This is a genomic window from Pseudomonas sp. LB3P81, from assembly GCF_054897965.1.
In genome coordinates, this window is sequence record NZ_JBUBVG010000001.1 from 5399193 (window position 1) to 5419015 (window position 19823).

Consider the following 19823-nt stretch of genomic DNA (forward strand, 5'->3'; position numbering starts at 1 on the left):
GCGGTAAGAAGTACACACCATAAGCCAGCCTTCGTGCTGGCTTATGCGTATTCAAGACATAACTATTTGGGAGTGACTGCAGAGCATGTTCCGAAATTCGTATATTCAGCAGAACTCTGATATCCAGGCCGCAGGCGGCCTGGTCCCGATGGTTGTCGAGCAGTCCGCTCGTGGCGAGCGCGCCTACGACATCTACTCGCGTCTTCTCAAGGAGCGAGTGATCTTTCTGGTTGGCCCGGTAGAGGACTACATGGCCAACCTGATTTGTGCGCAACTGCTGTTCCTTGAAGCGGAAAACCCGGACAAGGACATCCATCTCTATATCAACTCCCCAGGCGGTTCGGTGACGGCGGGCATGTCGATCTACGACACCATGCAGTTCATCAAGCCAAACGTGTCGACCACCTGTATCGGTCAGGCGTGCAGCATGGGCGCATTCCTGCTGACAGCCGGTGCCCCTGGCAAGCGTTACTGCCTGCCGAACTCACGCGTGATGATTCACCAGCCACTGGGCGGTTTCCAGGGGCAGGCGTCGGATATCGAAATCCATGCCAAGGAAATCCTCTTCATTCGTGAGCGTCTCAACACGCTGATGGCCATGCATAGCGGGCACACTCTTGAAGAGATCGAGCGTGATACCAACCGCGATAATTTCATGAGTGCAGAAGCCGCGCGTGAATACGGGTTGATTGATGAAGTGATCACCCAGCGCCCCGCTTAAAATAAGCAGCTCAAAATAAGGTTGGTCGGCTGGTCTGATCACCTGCGGGCTTGAAAAAGCCCGCAATAGCCTTCATCTTGTGTTGCAAGCCTATCGGATTTGGATCGAACGAATGACTGACACCCGCAACGGCGAGGACAACGGCAAGCTGCTCTATTGCTCCTTCTGTGGCAAAAGCCAGCATGAAGTGCGCAAATTGATTGCCGGCCCCTCGGTCTTTATCTGCGACGAGTGCGTCGACCTGTGCAATGACATCATCCGTGAGGAGGTGCAGGAAGCCCAGGCCGAAAGCAGCGCGCATAAATTGCCTTCGCCTAAAGAAATCAGCGGCATCCTTGATCAGTACGTGATTGGTCAGGAACGTGCGAAAAAGGTTCTGGCCGTAGCGGTGTACAACCACTACAAGCGTCTGAACCAGCGTGACAAAAAGAATGACGACGTCGAACTCGGCAAAAGCAACATCTTGCTGATCGGCCCGACAGGCTCGGGTAAAACCCTGCTTGCCGAAACACTGGCCCGTTTGCTGAACGTTCCGTTCACCATCGCCGACGCAACCACCCTCACCGAGGCGGGTTACGTGGGTGAAGATGTTGAGAACATCATTCAGAAGCTGCTGCAGAAGTGCGATTACGACGTAGAAAAAGCCCAGATGGGCATTGTCTATATCGATGAGATCGACAAGATCTCGCGCAAGTCTGACAACCCGTCGATTACCCGGGACGTTTCCGGTGAAGGCGTGCAGCAGGCCCTGCTCAAGTTGATCGAAGGCACGGTCGCTTCCGTTCCGCCTCAAGGTGGTCGCAAGCATCCGCAGCAGGAATTCCTTCAAGTTGACACCCGTAACATCCTGTTCATCTGCGGCGGTGCGTTCTCCGGTCTGGAAAAGGTTATTCAAAACCGTTCCACCAAGGGCGGCATCGGTTTCAACGCAGAAGTGCGCAGCAAGGAAGAAGGCAAGAAAGTCGGTGAATCCCTGCGTGAAGTCGAGCCTGACGATCTGGTCAAGTTCGGTCTGATCCCGGAATTCGTCGGTCGTCTGCCGGTCCTTGCCACGCTGGACGAGCTTGATGAAGCTGCATTGATGCAGATCCTCACCGAGCCGAAAAATGCTCTGACCAAACAGTATGCCAAGCTGTTCGAGATGGAAGGCGTGGACCTGGAATTCCGGGCTGACGCGCTGAAATCGGTCGCAAAACGTGCCCTGGAACGCAAGACCGGTGCCCGTGGACTGCGTTCGATTCTCGAAGGTGTATTGCTCGACACTATGTATGAAATCCCCTCGCAGTCCGAGGTGAGTAAAGTAGTGATCGATGAAAGTGTTATAGAAGGCAAGTCCAAGCCACTGTATATCTACGAAAACAGTGAGCCGGCTGCCAAGGCTGCGCCAGACGCTTAAGCGTCACGCAGCTGGAATAAAGAAGGGGCCTTCGGGCCCCTTTTCTTTTAAACCGTTTTTAACGCCCTCTTTGCGCTTGTTTTTTTTGAAAGCAGCCCCCATCTTGGTTTCAAGCTTACTTCCATCTGTTTACGGCCTTATGGCCGCCGTAGAGGCGAAATCATGAAGACAACCATCGAATTGCCTCTCCTGCCATTGCGTGATGTTGTGGTTTATCCGCACATGGTTATCCCGCTGTTCGTGGGGCGCGAGAAATCTATCGAAGCCCTCGAGGCCGCGATGACGGGCGACAAGCAGATTCTTCTGCTGGCTCAGAGAAACCCTGCTGACGACGATCCCGGTGAAGATGCACTCTATCGCGTAGGTACAATCGCTACCGTTCTCCAGCTGCTGAAGCTGCCGGATGGCACGGTCAAGGTTCTGGTCGAAGGTGAGCAGCGGGGCGCCGTGGAGCGCTTCAGCGAAGTGGACGGCCATTGCCGTGCCGAAGTCTCATTGATTGACGAAGTCGACGCGCCCGAGCGCGAGTCGGAAGTGTTTGTCCGCAGTCTGCTGGCTCAGTTCGAACAATATGTGCAGTTGGGCAAGAAAGTCCCCGCTGAAGTCCTGTCGTCGCTCAACAGCATCGACGAGCCAGGCCGCCTGGTCGATACCATGGCCGCGCACATGGCGCTGAAGATCGAGCAGAAGCAGGAAATCCTCGAAATCATCGATTTGTCGGCCCGGGTCGAACACGTCCTGGCGTTGCTGGATGCCGAGATCGATCTGCTGCAAGTCGAAAAACGCATTCGCGGTCGTGTCAAAAAACAAATGGAGCGCAGCCAGCGCGAGTACTACCTGAATGAGCAGATGAAGGCCATTCAGAAAGAGCTCGGCGACAGCGACGAAGGTCACAACGAAATCGAAGAGCTGAAAAAGCGCATCGATGCCGCTGGCCTGCCGAAAGATGCCTTGGCCAAGGCCCAGGGCGAACTGAACAAGCTGAAACAAATGTCGCCAATGTCCGCGGAAGCCACCGTGGTGCGTTCGTACATCGACTGGCTGGTTCAGGTGCCGTGGAAGGCTCAGAGCAAAGTGCGTCTGGACCTGGCCCGTGCAGAAGACATCCTCGACGCAGACCACTACGGTCTGGAAGAAGTCAAAGAGCGGATTCTCGAATACCTCGCCGTGCAAAAGCGCGTGAAGAAGATTCGTGGTCCGGTGTTGTGCCTGGTCGGTCCTCCTGGTGTGGGCAAAACCTCGCTGGCGGAGTCGATTGCTCACGCTACCAACCGCAAGTTCGTACGCATGGCCCTCGGCGGTGTGCGTGATGAAGCGGAAATTCGTGGTCATCGCCGGACTTATATCGGTTCGATGCCAGGAAGATTGATTCAAAAGATGACAAAAGTGGGTGTCCGCAACCCGCTGTTCCTGCTCGATGAAATCGATAAAATGGGCAGCGACATGCGTGGCGATCCGGCGTCGGCGTTGCTGGAAGTGCTCGATCCGGAGCAGAACCACAACTTCAACGATCACTATCTGGAAGTCGACTACGACCTGTCCGATGTGATGTTCCTTTGCACCTCGAACTCCATGAATATTCCGCCGGCGCTGCTCGACCGGATGGAAGTGATTCGTCTGCCGGGCTACACCGAAGACGAGAAGATCAACATTGCCGTCAAATACCTTTCGCCGAAGCAGATTACCGCCAACGGCTTGAAGAAAGGCGAGCTGGAATTTGACGCTGAAGCGATCCGCGACATCATCCGCTACTACACCCGCGAAGCCGGTGTACGTGGGCTGGAGCGCCAGATTGCCAAGGTTTGCCGCAAGGCGGTCAAAGAGCATGCATTGGAAAAACGCTTCTCGGTGAAGGTCACTGCCGACACGCTTGAGCATTTCCTGGGCGTGCGCAAATTCCGCTACGGCCTGGCTGAATCGCAGGATCAGATTGGTCAGGTGACTGGTCTGGCCTGGACTCAGGTCGGCGGCGAATTGCTGACTATCGAGGCCGCTGTCGTGCCGGGTAAAGGTCAGCTGATCAAGACCGGTTCTCTGGGTGATGTGATGGTCGAATCCATTACCGCAGCCTTGACCGTTGTCCGCAGCCGTGCGAAGAGCCTGGGGATTCCCCTGGACTTCCACGAGAAGCGCGACACGCACATCCACATGCCGGAAGGGGCGACTCCGAAGGATGGCCCGAGTGCGGGTGTAGGCATGTGCACGGCCCTGGTGTCGGCATTGACCGGGATCCCGGTGCGCGCGGATGTCGCCATGACCGGCGAAATTACCCTACGTGGTCAGGTACTGGCGATTGGTGGTCTGAAAGAAAAGCTGCTCGCGGCTCACCGCGGCGGAATTAAGACTGTGATCATTCCTGAAGAGAACGTACGCGATCTGAAGGAAATTCCGGACAATATCAAGCAGGATCTGCAGATTAAACCAGTTAAATGGATTGACGAGGTCCTGCAAATTGCGCTGCAATACGCGCCGGAGCCCTTGCCCGATGTAGCTCCCGAGATAGTTGCAAAGGATGAAAAACGCGAGTCTGACTCTAAGGAAAGAATTAGCACGCATTAGTACGCATTTGCCTGGGTGGCTTGTTGACAGCTTTTTAGAGCCCTTGTTATAAAGCGGCTCTTAAGTGTCTGTAGGCCATTCAGCACTCGTTTTTGCTTTCACCAAAAAACTTAGAATCATACTCAAATAGATATAAGGGGACTTAGAGTGAACAAGTCGGAACTGATTGATGCTATCGCTGCATCCGCTGATATCCCGAAAGCTGCTGCTGGCCGTGCGCTGGACGCTGTAATCGAATCCGTCACTGGCGCTCTCAAGGCTGGCGACTCTGTTGTTCTGGTTGGTTTCGGTACTTTCTCCGTGACCGATCGTCCAGCTCGCATTGGTCGTAACCCACAGACCGGTAAGACGCTGGAAATCGCAGCAGCCAAAAAACCAGGTTTCAAAGCCGGTAAAGCACTGAAAGAAGCTGTCAACTAAGTTCGATTCAGGTTTTTGCCTATCCGGGTCGGGGTCATGCCTGACCTGGCAGCGGAGCGGTAGTCCAGTCGGCAAATCGCCGGTCCGAGACGCCGAGGGTCGCGAGTTCGAACCCTTGGTCCGCTCCGCCAGTTACGAGAAGGCGCATCCTCGGATGCGCCTTTCTTCTATCCGGATTCTACCCACGCTCCACGGTTGCCTAATTTTGAAGTTCAACCGTTTCTGGGGGACGCATGCTGCAGAATATCAGGGACAATTCACAAGGCTGGATTGCCAAGACGATTATCGGGGTCATCGTTGCACTGATGGCTTTGACCGGTTTCGACGCCATTTTTCAGGCCACTACCCATCGTAATGATGCGGCCAAGGTCAACGGCGAAGAAATCAGCCAGAACGAGCTGAGCCAGGCGGTTGATATGCAACGCCGTCAGCTCATGCAACAGCTGGGCAAGGATTTCGATGCCTCCTTGCTCGACGAAAAAATGCTGCGCGAATCGGCCCTCAAAGGCCTGATCGATCGCAAGCTGCTGCTGCAAGGCGCGGAAAACTCGAAATTCGCTTTTTCCGAAGCGGCTTTGGATCAGGTGATCCTGCAAACTCCTGAATTTCAGGTGGACGGCAAGTTCAGCTCCGAGCGCTTCGATCAGGTGATTCGTCAACTCGGCTACAGCCGCATGCAATTCCGCCAGATGCTGGCTCAGGAAATGCTGATCGGTCAGCTGCGCGCTGGCCTGGCAGGCAGTGGTTTCGTCACTGACGCACAGGTTCTGGCCTTCGCCCGTCTGGAAAAACAGACCCGCGATCTCGCTACCCTGAATGTCAAGGCTGACCCGGCGGCTGTGAAGCTGACCGACGATGAGGTCAAAGCCTACTACGACGAACACGCCAAGGAATTCATGACGCAGGATCAGGTAATCATTGATTACCTCGAGTTGAAGAAGTCTTCCTTCTTTGACCAGGTCGCCGTCAAGGACGAAGACCTGCAAGCGGCGTATCAGAAAGAAATCGCGAACCTGTCCGAGCAACGCCGGGCGGCGCACATTCTGATCGAAGTGAACGACAAGGTGACCGAGGCGCAAGCCAAAGCCAAAATCGAAGAAGTTCAGGCCCGTCTGTCCAAAGGCGAGAAGTTCGAGGCCCTGGCCAAGGAGTTCTCCCAGGACCCGGGTTCGGCGAACAACGGCGGTGACCTCGGCTACGCAGGTCCTGGCGTTTACGATCCAGCGTTCGAAACAGCGTTGTATGCCTTGAACAAGGATCAGGTTTCGGCACCTGTTCGCACTGACTTCGGCTTCCACCTGATCAAGCTGTTGGGTGTTGAAGCGCCGGAAGTCCCAACCCTGGCCAGCCTGAAAGACAAGCTGACCAAAGAGCTGAAAGCCCAGCAGGTCGAACAGCGTTTCGTCGAGGCGACCAAGCAGTTGGAAGACTCGTCGTTCGAAGCTTCCGATCTGGCCCAGCCGGCGCAGGACCTGAAACTGACCGTTCACACCTCCAAGCCGTTCGGCCGCGAAGGTGGCGAGGGTGTTGCAGCCAACCGTGCCGTGCTGACTGCCGCGTTCAGTCCTGAAGTGCTGGATGAGGGTGCCAACAGCACCGCCATCGAGCTCGATCCGGAAACCGTGATCGTGCTGCGCGCCAAGGAGCATCTGAAGCCTGCGCAGTTGCCGCTGGAAAGCGTGTCTGCCGCCATCCGCGGTCAGTTGGCCAAGGAGCACGCCAGTGCTGCGGCCAAGACCAAGGCTGACGAGCTGATCGCCAGCCTGCGCGAAGGCAAGACGCCACTGGACAAGGCGATTGACGGTCAGAACTGGAAAGTCACCGCTGCAGCGACTCGCGCTCAGGAAGGGATTGATCCTACTGTGCTGCAGGCGCTGTTCCGCATGCCGAAACCGGCTGCGAAAGGCAAGCCGACCTTCAGCAGCGTGACCCTGGCCGATGGTAGCCTGGTGATCGTGCGTCTGAACGGCGTCAACGAAGCCGCTGCACCGACCGAAGAAGAGAAGGTTCAATACCGTCGCTTCCTCGCCTCGCGCATTGGCCAGCAAGACTTTGCAGCGTACCGCAAGCAGCTGGAAGCCGAAGCCGACATCAAGCGTTTCTGATGCCTGACTGAGTTTCCCGCGACATAAAAACCCCGGCCGAAAGGCCGGGGTTTTTTGTGGGCAGAATCAAAAGATCGCAGCCTGCGGCAGCTCCTACAAGGATCGGGTACCTCTGTAGGAGCTGCCGCAGGCTGCGATCTTTTGATCTTTCCTCGGGTGGGACTTTTCCCTGTAAATGGCAGTCATTACACTTGTAACTGTTTCAAGACACTAATCGGTGCGACGCTAAGCATCGATCTGTTGCACAATACGTCCCGGACCGTTTTTCTCAGGATGTTCAATGTTTAAATCATTTCCCGTGCGGGTTGTCGGGCTGGCGTTGGCGCTGGCCGTCGCGGCTGGTTGCTCGTCGAAGAAAGCCCCCATCTATGAGCATGAGAACTTCGACGACTCCGGAACGTTTTCGCGCAACTATCCGGTGACCGATGCGCAAACCTGCGAAGCCGCTCGTCGGGCGCTGCTCAGTCAGGGCTATATCATTACCAGCAGCGATCCGAAACTGATCAGTGGTCACAAGAGCTTCCAGCAGACGGGCGACACCCACATGGAGATCAGTTTCAGTGTGGTCTGTGCCGATGATGGCAGCGAAGGGCACCACGCCACCATGTTTGCCAACGCACTGCAGGATCGCTATGCGCTGAAGAAGACCAACAATTCCGCCAGCCTTGGCGTGGGCGTGCTGGGTTCGGTATCGATGCCGATCGGTTCGTCCGATGACTCGATGGTCAAGGTGGCCAGCGAGACCGTATCTTCGGCGAAGTTCTACGAGCGCTTCTTCACGTTGGTCGAATTGTTCTTGCCGCCAGAAGCGAAAAAAGCCGCGCACATCGTCGAGAAGCCGAAAACCGACCTCGGCGTGCCTGAGACCAAGGCCGCACCGGCTGCATTGGCGCCGGAGCCGGCACCTGCCGCCGAACCTGTGCCAGCCCCGGCAGCGGAGCCTGTACCGGCACCGGCACCGGCACCGGCACCGGCCTCGGAACCGGTTGCACCACCCCCTGAGCCAGCACCGGTGACTCCGACCGAAAACGCCGAATCGGCGCCGTCGACGGAAAACGTCACGCCACCGCCGCAGTCGGATTTGCCGCCACCGAGCGAACCGATTTCCGCCATGCCTGTCACCAGCCACTAATCGGTCAGTGGCGTTCCGGGATCGGTTGACGGCCCATCGATCCCGGAACAGCTTTCAAGATTGACCCGTGTCAACCCAGGCCGTATTCCTACAGCTTGTATCGAAAAAATCCTGTGATAAATTCCTGACCACCTGCTACGTTTTATTGAGTAGCGGCGAAGCGTTGTGCCTGCGTCATTTTTCTTTCACTCGGGCACTTTATGCTCAAGGCGCAGGTCATTTATTCAAGCTTTTTCTCAATGAGCGATGGGGGATTCAAAATGGATGATTATCAAGAAGAACTGCTCGAGTTTCAGGCGTTTGAACTGGACCCGCTGGAACCCGCCGAAGACGCTACCGAGCTGTAAGCGTCAGGCTGATTGGCGGTGACTGCGGCGAAATTCGCCGGGTGTCTGACCGCTCCAGCGTTTGAAGGCGCGTTGGAACGCTTCGGCTGAGGCAAAACCCAGCAGGTAGGCGATTTCACCGAACGCCAGTTCGGTATCGCGAATGTAGGTCATGGCCAGATCGCGACGGGTGTCGTTGAGAATTGCGCGAAATTGCGTGCCTTCCTCGGCGAGTTTGCGGCGCAAGGTCCAGGTTGGCAGCTTCAGGCGTGCCGCCACTTCTTCCAGGTCGGGCTCCCGGCCACCATTGAGCAACGGCCCCAGCAACTGAGTGATGCGTTCACGCAGGCTGCGGGTGCGTGTCAGTTGTTCCAGTTCCCGTTCACACAGTTGCAGCAAGTGTCGCCAGGTACTGGGGCAGTGCACCGGGTTGCGCTGAGCGAGGCTGGCCAGACTCAGGCGCAGCTGGTTCTGTTCGGCGCCAAACTGGATCGGGCAATCGCCCAGTACGGCATAAGCGTCACGGTAAGCCGGTTCGTCGAACTCGATTTCGATGCGTTCGGCGCTCAAGGGAACAGGGCTGATGCTGGACAATTGCTGCAACCATCCGGCAATGATCGAATCCACCACGAAGCGGTTGTAGGCGTTGTAAGGGCTGATGGAATAGAACCGCAGCCAGGCGCCTTGCGCGTCTTCGTGGAAGCTCGATTGACCGCGGTAGTTGGAACCGTACAAGGCTTCGAAGCGAATCAGGCAGCGCGCCGCTTCCCGTACCGTTGGCGCCTGCGCGGCGGTGACCCCGGCCAGACCGGCCTGGCTCAGACGGCTGAGCTGGCCCATGCGCAAACCCAGCGCCGGGTTGTCGGTCAGTTGAATCGCGCCGTGGCCCAGGCGCATGTAGCGCGGGATCGAGAGCCGGGCGCAGGCTTCGTTCAGGCGAGCAGGGTCGAGGCCATATTGATCGAGCAGGGGCTGAGGGTCCAGGCCGTGGCTGCGCACCGCATCGGCCAGGCTGTGAACAAAGCCCACCGACAGATCACCCAGACGCACCGGCAACGGTTTCATGGCTTACAACCACAGGTTCAGCAAGCGAGCGCCGCGGACATTGCCGCCGGCGAAATGCTGCCCGTTGCTGCTGAGAAAACTTTGCCCGGCGCTGCCCTGGTCCCAGAACTGGCCGCGCAGGAACACACTCATGCCGGCGATGGCCTGGCTGCTGGGCGGTTGAGCGGTCAGTGTCAGGCGATGCCAGGCCTGGCCTTCGCTGAGCTCGCCGGCCTTGAGGCTGACGGAGCCGGGCGTCGACAAACCTTTGTAACCGCGCCATGGCTTGTCCCACGTACCGCGACCGCTGACGAACGCCGGGACCGCGACCAGCTGAGCACCCTGATCGTCGAGTTTGCGGTAGTTGTCCGGGTACCAGCTGTCGCTGCCGATCAGCACGCCCAAGCGACCGGCCGGGGTATCGACGACGTTGAGCGTGTGTTCGCCATTGGCCTCGATCACATCATGTTCGGCGAAGATCGGATGCATCTGACGCTGGGGCTGGCCAATCGGCATACCGTCGCGACCGAACACCACGCTGCTGTTGTACAGCGCCCCACGACCTATTTTCAGGGTGCCGTCGATGATGCTCGGTTCGGGCAGCACGATGGAGCCCGCCACCAGCGTCACGTGAAATTCTTTCGCCAGACCACCGAACAGCGCCTGGTAATCCTTGGCCATGCCTTTGGCTTTCATGCGCAGGTGCGCATCGTCCAGGCGGTTGTCGCCCTTGGCGCTGATCAGGGCGCGGACGAACTGCAAGGGATTGCTCACCGCCAGCCAGTTCATGGCTTCCTTGATGGTGTCGGCCTGGTACAGCTCGTCCTTTTCACCACTGACCATCAACCAGGTGCCGACGTGTTCGGGCAGCACGACGATGGTTTTTTCATTCAACAGGCCCTGTTCCTGGGCTTTCTGCAGATAGGCCGCGAGTTTGCGGTGCAGGCGTTCAGCGCTTTGATAGTCGGTGGGAAACAGTTCCGGCTGGATGCCCAGCAGGTTGCCGCGATCGGCAGGCGTGCCTTGATCGATGACGAGATCGATACGCAGGTCCGACAGGTAATGGCCCACCGGACGATCCGCGGCCCACATGGCGTAGGTCGTCAGGGCGGCAACTAATGCCATGGAGAAGGTCAGGTACAGAAGTTTGCGCATGTGGAAACAGTCAACGGCCGTGTGCAGGGTTCGCCGACTAGGGTAGGGCCCATGCCGGCGCTTGCCAAGGGCTGCTGCGCATTTGGATCAATAAGTTGTCAGTTTCGGTCATTGAGCGGCTGGGGCAGTGCTCATAGTCTGTTACACATGACAGAGGGGCGCCAAAGAGCGCCCACACTTTTCCGTGATCGCTCGTTGTGGAGTTACCGATGACCGCCGCTCATTACCCGCACTTGTTGGCCCCGCTGGACCTGGGTTTTACCACGCTGCGCAACCGCACCCTGATGGGGTCGATGCACACCGGTCTCGAGGAGAAACCCGGCGGTTTCGAGCGCATGGCTGCCTACTTCGCCGAGCGTGCCCGTGGCGGCGTTGGCCTGATGGTCACTGGCGGTATCGGTCCGAACGACGAAGGCGGCGTGTATTCCGGCGCGGCCAAGCTGACCACCGAGGAAGAAGCGCTCAAGCACCAGATCGTGACCCGTGCGGTGCACGAGGCGGGCGGCAAGATCTGCATGCAGATTCTTCATGCCGGTCGTTATGCCTACAGCCCGAAACAGGTTGCACCGAGTGCCATTCAGGCGCCGATCAACCCGTTCAAGCCCAAGGAGCTGGACGAGGAAGGCATCGAGAAGCAGATCAGCGATTTCGTCACCTGCTCGGTCCTGGCGCAAAAAGCCGAGTACGACGGCGTCGAGATCATGGGCTCCGAGGGCTATTTCATTAACCAGTTCCTCGCGGCCCACACCAACCAGCGCACCGACCGCTGGGGCGGCAGCTATGAAAACCGCATGCGCCTGCCGGTGGAAATTGTCCGCCGCGTACGCGAAGCCGTAGGCCCGAACTTCATCATTATCTTCCGCCTGTCGATGCTCGACCTGGTGGAGGGCGGCAGCACCTGGGAAGAAATCGTGACGCTGGCCAAGGCCATCGAGCAGGCCGGTGCGACGATCATCAACACCGGTATCGGCTGGCACGAAGCGCGGATTCCGACCATCGCCACCAAGGTGCCGCGTGGCGCGTTCAGCAAAGTCACCGCCAAGCTGCGCGGTTCGGTGAGCATTCCGCTGATCACCACCAACCGCATCAACACCCCGGAAGTCGCCGAGCAGATTCTGGCCGAAGGCGATGCCGACATGGTGTCGATGGCGCGGCCTTTCCTCGCCGACCCGGACTTCGTCAACAAGGCCGCTGCTGGCCGTGCCGATGAAATCAACACCTGCATCGGTTGCAACCAGGCTTGCCTCGATCACACGTTTGGCGGCAAGTTGACCACGTGCCTGGTGAACCCGCGGGCCTGTCATGAGACCGAACTCAATTACCTGCCGGTGCAGCAGATCAAGAAAGTCGCTGTCGTCGGTGCCGGCCCTGCGGGTCTGTCGGCCGCCACCGTGGCCGCCGAGCGTGGACATCAGGTAACGCTGTTCGATTCGGCCAGCGAAATCGGCGGTCAGTTCAACATCGCCAAGCGCGTTCCGGGCAAGGAAGAGTTCTTTGAAACCCTGCGTTACTTCAACCGCAAACTGCAAACCACCAACGTCGAGCTGTGCCTGAACACCCGCGTCGACGTGGCGAAACTGGTGGAAGGCGGTTTCGACGAAATCATCCTCGCCACGGGCATTGCGCCTCGCACGCCGGCGATTCCGGGCGTCGAGAACGCCAAGGTGCTGAGCTACCTCGACGTGATTCTGCAACGCAAACCGGTGGGCAAACGTGTCGCGGTCATCGGCGCGGGCGGTATCGGTTTTGACGTGTCGGAGTTTCTGGTGCACCAGGGCGTGGCCACCAGCCTCGACCGCGAAGCCTTCTGGAAAGAGTGGGGCATCGACACGCATCTGGAGGCGCGCGGCGGTGTGGCGGGCATTAAGGCCGAACTGCATGCTCCGGCCCGTGAAGTGTTCCTGCTGCAACGCAAGACATCCAAGGTCGGCGACGGCCTGGGCAAGACCACCGGCTGGATTCACCGCACCGGTTTGAAGAACAAGCAGGTGCAGATGCTCAACAGCGTTGAATACCTGAAGATCGATGACGAAGGCCTGCACATCCGCATTGGTGAAACCGGCGAGCCGCAAGTGCTGGCGGTGGACAACATCGTGATTTGCGCCGGGCAGGATCCGTTGCGTGAATTGCAGGACGGGTTGGTCGCGGCCGGGCAGAACGTGCATCTGATTGGCGGCGCGGACGTGGCGGCGGAGCTGGATGCGAAGCGGGCGATCAATCAGGGATCGCGGTTGGCTGCGGAGCTGTAATCACCACAATCCCTGTGGCGAGGGAGCTTGCTCCCGCTGGAGGCCGAAGGACTCCTTCTATCAGCGATGGTGTTGTGTCAGGTTAATCACCATTGCTGATCTGCGGCTGCTTCGCAGCCGAGCGGGAGCAAGCTCCCTCGCCACAAATTGGCTGTTAAGATGCCGGTTCTTCACCCAGAGCCGGCATGAATGCTTCTCCCGCCCAACGACTGGCTACCCCAAGCCCCCCTCGATCCCCTTCATCTTGATTGGCTAACCCGATCCGGCATCGAAGTCGCCATCCTGCGCCTCGACCAAATTGACCCGCTAATCAGCGGCAACAAGTGGTTCAAGCTCATCGAACACCTCAAAGCCGCCAACCTCGCCGGTGCCGAAGGCATCATCAGCCTGGGCGGTGCTCACTCCAATCATCTCCACGCACTGGCCGCTGCTGGCAAACGCTTCGGGTTCAAAACGGTGGGTTTGCTGCGCGGTCATCCGCAAGACACGCCGACAGTGAACGACTTGCAGGCCTTCGGCATGCAGTTGCACTGGCTGGGTTATGGCGGTTATCGCGCGCGGCACGAAGCGGATTTTTGGGAACCCTGGCAGGCGCAGCATCCCGATCTGCTTCCGGTGCCTGAAGGTGGCGGCGGTTTGCCGGGCGCAAAGGGCTGCATGCAGTTGAAAACAATGGTCAATGAGCAACTGAACGGTCTGTCCTGGAGCGGTTACGACGGTTGGTGGCTGGCCTGCGGAACCGGCACGACCCTGGCCGGCCTGGTGCTGGCCGAAGCGGGGGATCATCCGGTTTACGGCGCGTTGGCGGTGCCCGACGACCATGGTGTGGCGCGGCAGGTCGAAACGATTGTGCAGGAGGCGGGCTTGCAGGGTCCGGTCTATGAACTGTTCGACGCCAGTCGTGGCGGCTTCGCCAAAGTCGATCCATTGCTGCTGGAATTCATCGAGCAAACCGAACAGGCCAGCCGCATTCCTCTCGAGCCGTTGTACACCGGCAAAGCGCTGCTGGCGCTCAAGCAGTACATTGAAGCCGGCAGATTCGAGAAGGGCACGCGCCTGATCTTCATCCACACCGGCGGCTTGCAGGGCCGCCGCGGGGTTTTGTCGCGCCTTGTACCCATGTAGGAGCGAGCTTGCTCGCGATGGTAGTTCAGTTACAAAGGCGTCGACTGACACACCATCGCGAGCAAGCTCGCTCCTACAAAGGTTTTGTTGACTTCAGGTATTACGGCTAACTTGCTTGGGCATCATCCGCAACAAGGTGTTATCACCTACCACATAGTGATGATAGATCCCCGCCACGGCGTGCAGCCCGATCAGCCAGTAACCGATAGTGCCGCCGAGCACATGCCAGCCTTCGATTTGCCTGGCCAGCGCCTTGTCCTCCGACACCAGCAGCGGCAAATCAAAGCCATAGAACATCACCTGATGACCCTTGGCGCTGGTGACCAGCCAACCGAGGATCGGCATCGCGATCATGAAAATGTACAGCGCCCAGTGCATCAACCTGGCGAGCGTGGTTTGCCAGTGCGGGGAGGCGGGGAAGATCTGCGGTGCCGGGCCGAGGCTGCGGGCGAATAATCTGAGCCAGACCAGCACGAATACCGTCAGCCCCAGCATGAAGTGCGATTCGGTGATCAGCGTCCGGCCGCCACTGCCTTTTGGAAAGATCCCGCGAAATTCGATGCAGGCGTACACCAGCGCCAACAGGACCAGCATCAACCAGTGCAGCGTGATCGACACGGTGCTGTAGCGTGAATCGGAATTCTTCCAGGGCATACGGCGTTCCTCACGGGTCGGGTCAGGCCACCGTTCTTGGTCGACGGTGTGCTTTAACTGTAAGCCTGTTTCGCCGGATTTGCCGCACCGCTTTTCTCTGTAGGAGCGAGCTTGCTCGCGATGGTGTGTCAACCACACGCGTGTCGACTGGTACTCCATCGCGAGCAAGCTCGCTCCTACAGGGATAGGCGGTGGATCAATTGGTTTGCGGCATCTCACCCTTGGCCAGACGCTTGTTGATGTCGGCGATCACTTCCGGCAAATCGGTAATGGTGTCGATCATATAGTGCGGGCGCGAACCTTCGAACATTGCGTGAATACGCTTGCGCTCGCTGGCCAGTTGGTCGCTGCCGAGGGCGCGATAACCTTCGTAGTCCAGGCCCAGCGCATTGCCCGAGCAGATCAGCGCGACGGTCCACATGCCGGCACGACGACCTTCGAGAATGCCCGGCACGGTGTCGTCGATCTTCACGCAAGCAGCAACATCGTCGATGCCCAGGGCGATGACGTTGGCCAACGCCTGGGCTGGCCATGGACGGCCGTTGGGCACTTCGTCGGTGGCGACCACGTGATCGGCGACGTAACCGTTGCTGGCGGCCAGTTCGACGACTTTGTCCATGACCTGTTTCGGGTAGCCGGAGCAGGAGCCGATCTTGATGCCTTGGGCACGCAAGTTGGCAATGGTGTCCAGCGCCCCCGGAATCAGCGCCGAGTGTTCGGCGATTTTCTCGATCTGCAGTGGCATGAAGCGTTTGTAGATGGCGGTCACGTCATCGTCGGTCGGCGTGCGGCCGAACGCCTTGCGATAACGTTCGGCGACTGCCGGCTGATCGCACAGGGTGCGGATGTGATCCCACTTGCCCATGCCCATCGGGCCACGGGCTTCTTCGATGGACACCTGGACGTCGAATTCGGCGAAGGCTTCGACAAAAATCTGCGTGGGGGCGAACGAGCCGAAGTCGACCACGGTGCCGGCCCAGTCGAGGATGGCGGCTTGGAGTTTGGTTGGGTTTGCGTAGTTCATGGTGATTGGAATCCTGTACTAACTGGCTATGTCGGAAGGCGGCTCTTTGTGGGAGCGGCGGTGCGACGATTCGACTTGCTCGCGAAGGCGGTGTGTCAGTCGACATCAATGTTGAATGTCAGTCAGCATTCGCGAGCAAGCCCGCTCCCACAGGGGGAATGCGGTGGGGTTTAGATCTCTAGTACTTCCATCTCGCGCAGCACTTCAGCCACCGCCGCCACGGCCGCGTGCATCTCGGCCTGGTTGACGTGGCCGATGCAGCCGACGCGGAAGGTTTCGACCTGGGTCAATTTGCCGGGGTAGAGGATGAAACCCTTGGCCTTGACGCGTTCGTAGAATTCCTTGAACTGGTAGCGCGGGTCTTTCGGCGCGTGGAAGGTGACGATGATCGGCGCCTGAATCGCGGTGGGCAGGAAGCTGCGCAAACCCAGTTTGGCCATGTCATCGAGCAACACTTTGCAGTTGTCGGCGTAGCGCTGATGCCGGGCCGGCAAGCCGCCTTCTTCGTTGTATTGCAGCAGGGCTTCGTGCAGTGCCGCGACCACGTGGGTCGGCGGGGTGAAGCGCCACTGGCCAGTCTTGGCCATGTAGGTGTGCTGGTCGAAAAGGTCCATCGCCAGCGAGTGCGAGTTGCCGGCGGCATTCGCCAGCGATTCTTTGCGAGCGAAGACGAAACCCATCCCCGGTACGCCTTCCAGGCATTTGCCCGAGGCAGCGATCAGCGCGTCGAACGGCACCTGTTGCGCATCCACCGGCAGTGCACCGAAAGAACTCATGGCGTCGATGATCAGGCGTTTGCCGTGTTGCGCAACGACCTGGGCGATTTCCGGCAGCGGGTTGAGGATGCCGGTGCTGGTTTCGCAGTGAATCAGCGCGACGTGAGTGATGCTGGCGTCGGCCCGCAGCATGCGGTCGACGTCGGCGGCGGTGGTCGGTTCGTCTTCCGCCGTTTCAAACGTGCTGAAGGAGCGGCCCAGCACTTCGCAGATTTTCGCCAGGCGTTTGCCGTAGGCGCCGTTGATCAGCACCAGGACTTTGCCGTCACGCGGCACCAAGGTGCCAAGCGCCGCTTCGACCGCGAAGGTGCCGCTGCCTTGCAGAGGCACGCAGTGGTGGCTGTCGCCGCCGTTGATGATTGTCAGCAATTGCTCGCAGAGGCTGGCGGTCAGTTGGTTGAAGCGGTCATCCCATGAACCCCAGTCAACCATCATCGCCTGGCGGGTGCGGGCCGAAGTGGTCAACGGGCCGGGGGTGAGCAGGATGGGTTCGGCAGTACTCATTCTCGTGTCCTCGCAATCGATGGGATGAAGCTACGGGGCATAAATTGCAATTTGCCGTGCTATCAATCAAATTGTTTGTTGTTATGCAAACCATCAGTGAAGGTTATTCATGAACCTGTTCCAGCTCCGCGCGTTCGATGCGGTGGCCCGCGAGGGCAGCTTCACTCGCGCCGCCGCGCGGCTGTTCATCAGCCAGCCGGCGGTCACCGGGCACATCAAGGCGTTGGAAGAGCACTACCAGATCACCCTGTTGCGACGCTCCGCCCGTCGGGTCGAGCTGACGGAAGAGGGCACCAAACTCGCGGCGATCACCCGGGCGATGTTTGGTCTGGCGGAAGAAGCGCAGGTGATGCTCGAGGCCAATCGGCAGTTGCTCACCGGCCGTCTGGAAGTGGCGGCGGATGGACCGCACATGGTCATGCCGATGTTGGCAAGCCTGCGGGCGCGTTATCCGGGGATCACCGTGAACCTGCGCCTGGGCAATGCCCAGGAAACCCTCGCGGCGCTGTTGTCGGAACATGCTGACGTGGCGGTGCTGACCGAGGTCGAGCCGCGCAAGGGTTTGCATTTGCAGGCGTTGAGCGAGTCACGGATTTGCGCGCTGGTGCCCGAGGGGCATCCGTGGGCGCAAAAATCGAAAGGCGTGCAGCTCAAGGAGCTGGATCAGGTGATCATGGTGTTGCGCGAACCGAGTTCGATCACCCGGCGCACGTTCGATGAGGCTTGCGCCCAGGCGAAGGTCAACCCGAGGGTATTGCTGGAACTGGACAGTCGTGAGGCGGTGACCGAAGCCGTTGCGGCGGATTTGGGGGTTGGCGTGGTTTCTTCAGTGGAAGTCAGTCATGACCCGCGGGTGGCGGCGGTGCCGATTATGGGTGAAGGGTTGGTGAATCGGCACATGATCGGGTGCGTGGAGCGGCGGCGGGATTTGCGTTTGATTCAGGCGTTTTTCGATTTGGCGCCGGTCTGATGTGGATCTGTGGCGAGGGAGCTTGCTCCCGTTGGGGCGCGAAGCGGCCCCAATATCAGGCATCTTGGTCTTTCAGTAAGATCGCATCGCTTGGGTTTACGACTGCTGCGCAGCCGAGCGGGAGCAAGCTCCCTCGCCACAGGTTTAAGACAGACTCTCGCGAACCCTCTCCAGAAGTGTCGCCACCACCCGCTGCGAACTCTGCTCGCGCCTGGCGAAATTCGCGGCGGCGGCCGGTAAGGCTGACAAGGGCTGATCAGACCTTGCGGTTCACCAGCCAGTCAAACAGCAGACGGTCATCGCCCTGAGGTTGCAGGGGCGGTCGAGGCGCTGGCGGTTTTTTCGCGGTGGCGTACAACACGGGGCGGTCCGGATCACTGTCGAGAAAACTGATGAGCACTTCAGTTCCGGCGACAGGCAGCCTCGACGGATCAATACGGCCATCCGGCGTGGCGAGGACCACGGGCAGCCAGAAACCGGTGGTCTCATCGTCTTCGGTTTCCGGAGTCGGCCATAACCTGACTTTTATCCGTCCTTGATCATCCGGCTCCGCAGACTGGCCGACAGGGCCCAGTACCCGGGCCGTCTGAAAACCCGGAATGTTGGGTCTGGCCTGTGTGAGCGCGGGCCGGAACACCGTTGACCATGGAATGGCAGTGAACTGATTGCTGTAACGCCGGACCCTGTCGGTCGCGTTCCGCTCAAGAATCGACGGCTGCCGGCCCTGATGCCGGATCTCGGTCAGCAGCCATTGATCGTTGAAGTTCGGCAGCGGATGTTCCGACACTTGTACGATTCGTCCGCTGCGCAATGCGCTCTGGTTGCTTCGACCCTGCATCTGCCCATGCCGGCAGCGCAGGCGCTCCAGTGTTCGACGGCTGAGCTGGTCGCGCTCGAGCGGTTGCGGGGCACGGAGCACGGTGAGTGGGGGCGAGGTGTGGCGCTGGAATAATTCACTGATCACCGGCACGTTTACGGCAGGAGGTGCATCGCCGTGAAAAGGCATGAGCAGCGGTTCTTGAGGGAAACTCAGGCTGTCGTCCGCCAGCACCAGCACATGGCCGTCGCGCTGATGTTCGAAGTGATAGTGAATGCCTTCTTCTTCGCAGAGCCGTTGCAGGAAGGCCAGGTCCGTCTCATCAAACTGGATGCAGAACGGCCTGGCGGGATAGCGCCCGTTTGGCAGCTCAAAGCGGTAGCTGTCTTCAGGCAGCCCGTTTTCTTCGAGCAGCTGGCGCAGGATGGCGGGCACATCGAGTTGATGAAACACCCGGCGGGAACGCTGTCGGTCGAGGTTTTGCAGCCAGGGCACCAGCGCCAGCCTGTAGCCGACCCGGTGCAGGTCGAGATGTTCGCGGGTGGCGCAGTGGACGATGCCGTGAATGCCCCGGCCCTCCGTCAGGCTGAAGAACACCGGTTGTTGCAGCAGGCGATCCAGGCTCATGGCCGGCGCCAGGCCGATCACTTCGATGTCGAATCGGTAAGGCTGGTTGAGGGCTTCAAGGCCATTGAACTGCAACACCTGCAAACTCAAATTGCCGTTCAGCAGTGTCAGGGTGAAGGGACTTTCCTTGTCGTTATGCATCGAACGCGCTTCTGCCAGGGAGTACGGGCGCAGAGGGTACGAAAACGTGACTCATTATGGTCACCGCAAAACAATGTT

16 protein-coding genes are annotated in these 19823 nt (G+C 59.0%); 10 read left to right on the forward strand and 6 right to left on the reverse strand.

Annotated elements, in window-relative coordinates:
* Positions 1-85 precede the first annotated feature (85 nt).
* From clpP to ACYZTL_RS25095, 7 genes are all read left to right on the forward strand, one after another.
* Positions 86-721 (forward strand): ATP-dependent Clp endopeptidase proteolytic subunit ClpP, encoded by a 636-nt coding sequence (clpP, locus tag ACYZTL_RS25065; RefSeq protein WP_461953988.1) that lies wholly within the window; start codon positions 86-88, stop codon positions 719-721.
* Positions 722-833: 112 nt separating this feature from the next.
* A complete protein-coding gene (gene clpX / locus ACYZTL_RS25070; protein ID WP_007946893.1) occupies positions 834-2117 on the forward strand; it encodes an ATP-dependent Clp protease ATP-binding subunit ClpX in 1284 nt (427 codons plus the stop codon).
* 162 nt (positions 2118-2279) lie between these two features.
* Positions 2280-4676 (forward strand): endopeptidase La, encoded by a 2397-nt coding sequence (lon, locus tag ACYZTL_RS25075; protein ID WP_461953989.1) that lies wholly within the window; start codon positions 2280-2282, stop codon positions 4674-4676.
* 147 nt (positions 4677-4823) lie between these two features.
* Positions 4824-5096, forward strand: a complete 273-nt coding sequence (locus ACYZTL_RS25080) for an HU family DNA-binding protein (protein ID WP_002552737.1) — start codon at positions 4824-4826, stop codon at positions 5094-5096.
* Positions 5097-5329: 233 nt separating this feature from the next.
* Entirely contained in the window at positions 5330-7201 is a 1872-nt protein-coding gene (locus ACYZTL_RS25085; protein WP_461953990.1) for a SurA N-terminal domain-containing protein, read from the forward strand.
* Between the two features lie 280 nt (positions 7202-7481).
* Positions 7482-8333 carry a DUF2242 domain-containing protein gene (locus tag ACYZTL_RS25090; RefSeq protein WP_461953991.1) on the forward strand — a complete coding sequence of 284 codons (852 nt, stop codon included), beginning with the start codon at positions 7482-7484 and terminating at the stop codon, positions 8331-8333.
* Between the two features lie 200 nt (positions 8334-8533).
* A complete protein-coding gene (locus ACYZTL_RS25095) occupies positions 8534-8680 on the forward strand; it encodes a hypothetical protein (RefSeq protein ID WP_461953992.1) in 147 nt (48 codons plus the stop codon).
* Positions 8681-8683: 3 nt separating this feature from the next.
* On the opposite strand, the gene ACYZTL_RS25100 is transcribed toward ACYZTL_RS25095, so the two are convergent.
* A complete protein-coding gene (locus tag ACYZTL_RS25100) occupies positions 8684-9724 on the reverse strand; it encodes an AraC family transcriptional regulator (protein WP_461953993.1) in 1041 nt (346 codons plus the stop codon).
* A 3-nt stretch (positions 9725-9727) separates the two neighbouring features.
* The gene (locus ACYZTL_RS25105; protein WP_461953994.1) at positions 9728-10858 is read right to left on the reverse strand and encodes a carbon-nitrogen hydrolase family protein; all 1131 of its coding nucleotides are present in this window, start codon (positions 10856-10858) and stop codon (positions 9728-9730) included.
* A 209-nt stretch (positions 10859-11067) separates the two neighbouring features.
* Here ACYZTL_RS25105 and ACYZTL_RS25110 point away from each other — a divergent pair, with 209 nt between their 5' ends.
* The gene (locus ACYZTL_RS25110) at positions 11068-13107 is read left to right on the forward strand and encodes an oxidoreductase (protein ID WP_461953995.1); all 2040 of its coding nucleotides are present in this window, start codon (positions 11068-11070) and stop codon (positions 13105-13107) included.
* Between the two features lie 189 nt (positions 13108-13296).
* Positions 13297-14232 carry a 1-aminocyclopropane-1-carboxylate deaminase/D-cysteine desulfhydrase gene (locus ACYZTL_RS25115; RefSeq protein ID WP_461953996.1) on the forward strand — a complete coding sequence of 312 codons (936 nt, stop codon included), beginning with the start codon at positions 13297-13299 and terminating at the stop codon, positions 14230-14232.
* A 93-nt stretch (positions 14233-14325) separates the two neighbouring features.
* On the opposite strand, the gene ACYZTL_RS25120 is transcribed toward ACYZTL_RS25115, so the two are convergent.
* From ACYZTL_RS25120 to ACYZTL_RS25130, 3 genes are all read right to left on the reverse strand, one after another.
* Positions 14326-14886, reverse strand: a complete 561-nt coding sequence (locus tag ACYZTL_RS25120; protein WP_461953997.1) for a cytochrome b — start codon at positions 14884-14886, stop codon at positions 14326-14328.
* Positions 14887-15082: 196 nt separating this feature from the next.
* Complete coding sequence (gene phnX, locus ACYZTL_RS25125; RefSeq protein WP_461953998.1) at positions 15083-15910, reverse strand: phosphonoacetaldehyde hydrolase; 828 nt, start codon at positions 15908-15910, stop codon at positions 15083-15085.
* A gap of 170 nt (positions 15911-16080) precedes the next feature.
* Complete coding sequence (locus tag ACYZTL_RS25130; RefSeq protein WP_461953999.1) at positions 16081-17190, reverse strand: 2-aminoethylphosphonate--pyruvate transaminase; 1110 nt, start codon at positions 17188-17190, stop codon at positions 16081-16083.
* A 109-nt stretch (positions 17191-17299) separates the two neighbouring features.
* Between ACYZTL_RS25130 and ACYZTL_RS25135 the strand changes: the two genes are divergently transcribed.
* A complete protein-coding gene (locus ACYZTL_RS25135) occupies positions 17300-18160 on the forward strand; it encodes a LysR substrate-binding domain-containing protein (protein ID WP_461954000.1) in 861 nt (286 codons plus the stop codon).
* A gap of 256 nt (positions 18161-18416) precedes the next feature.
* Here the strand turns inward: ACYZTL_RS25135 and ACYZTL_RS25140 are convergent, their stop codons facing one another.
* Positions 18417-19745, reverse strand: a complete 1329-nt coding sequence (locus tag ACYZTL_RS25140; protein ID WP_461954001.1) for a type VI secretion system Vgr family protein — start codon at positions 19743-19745, stop codon at positions 18417-18419.
* Positions 19746-19823: the final 78 nt, after the last annotated feature.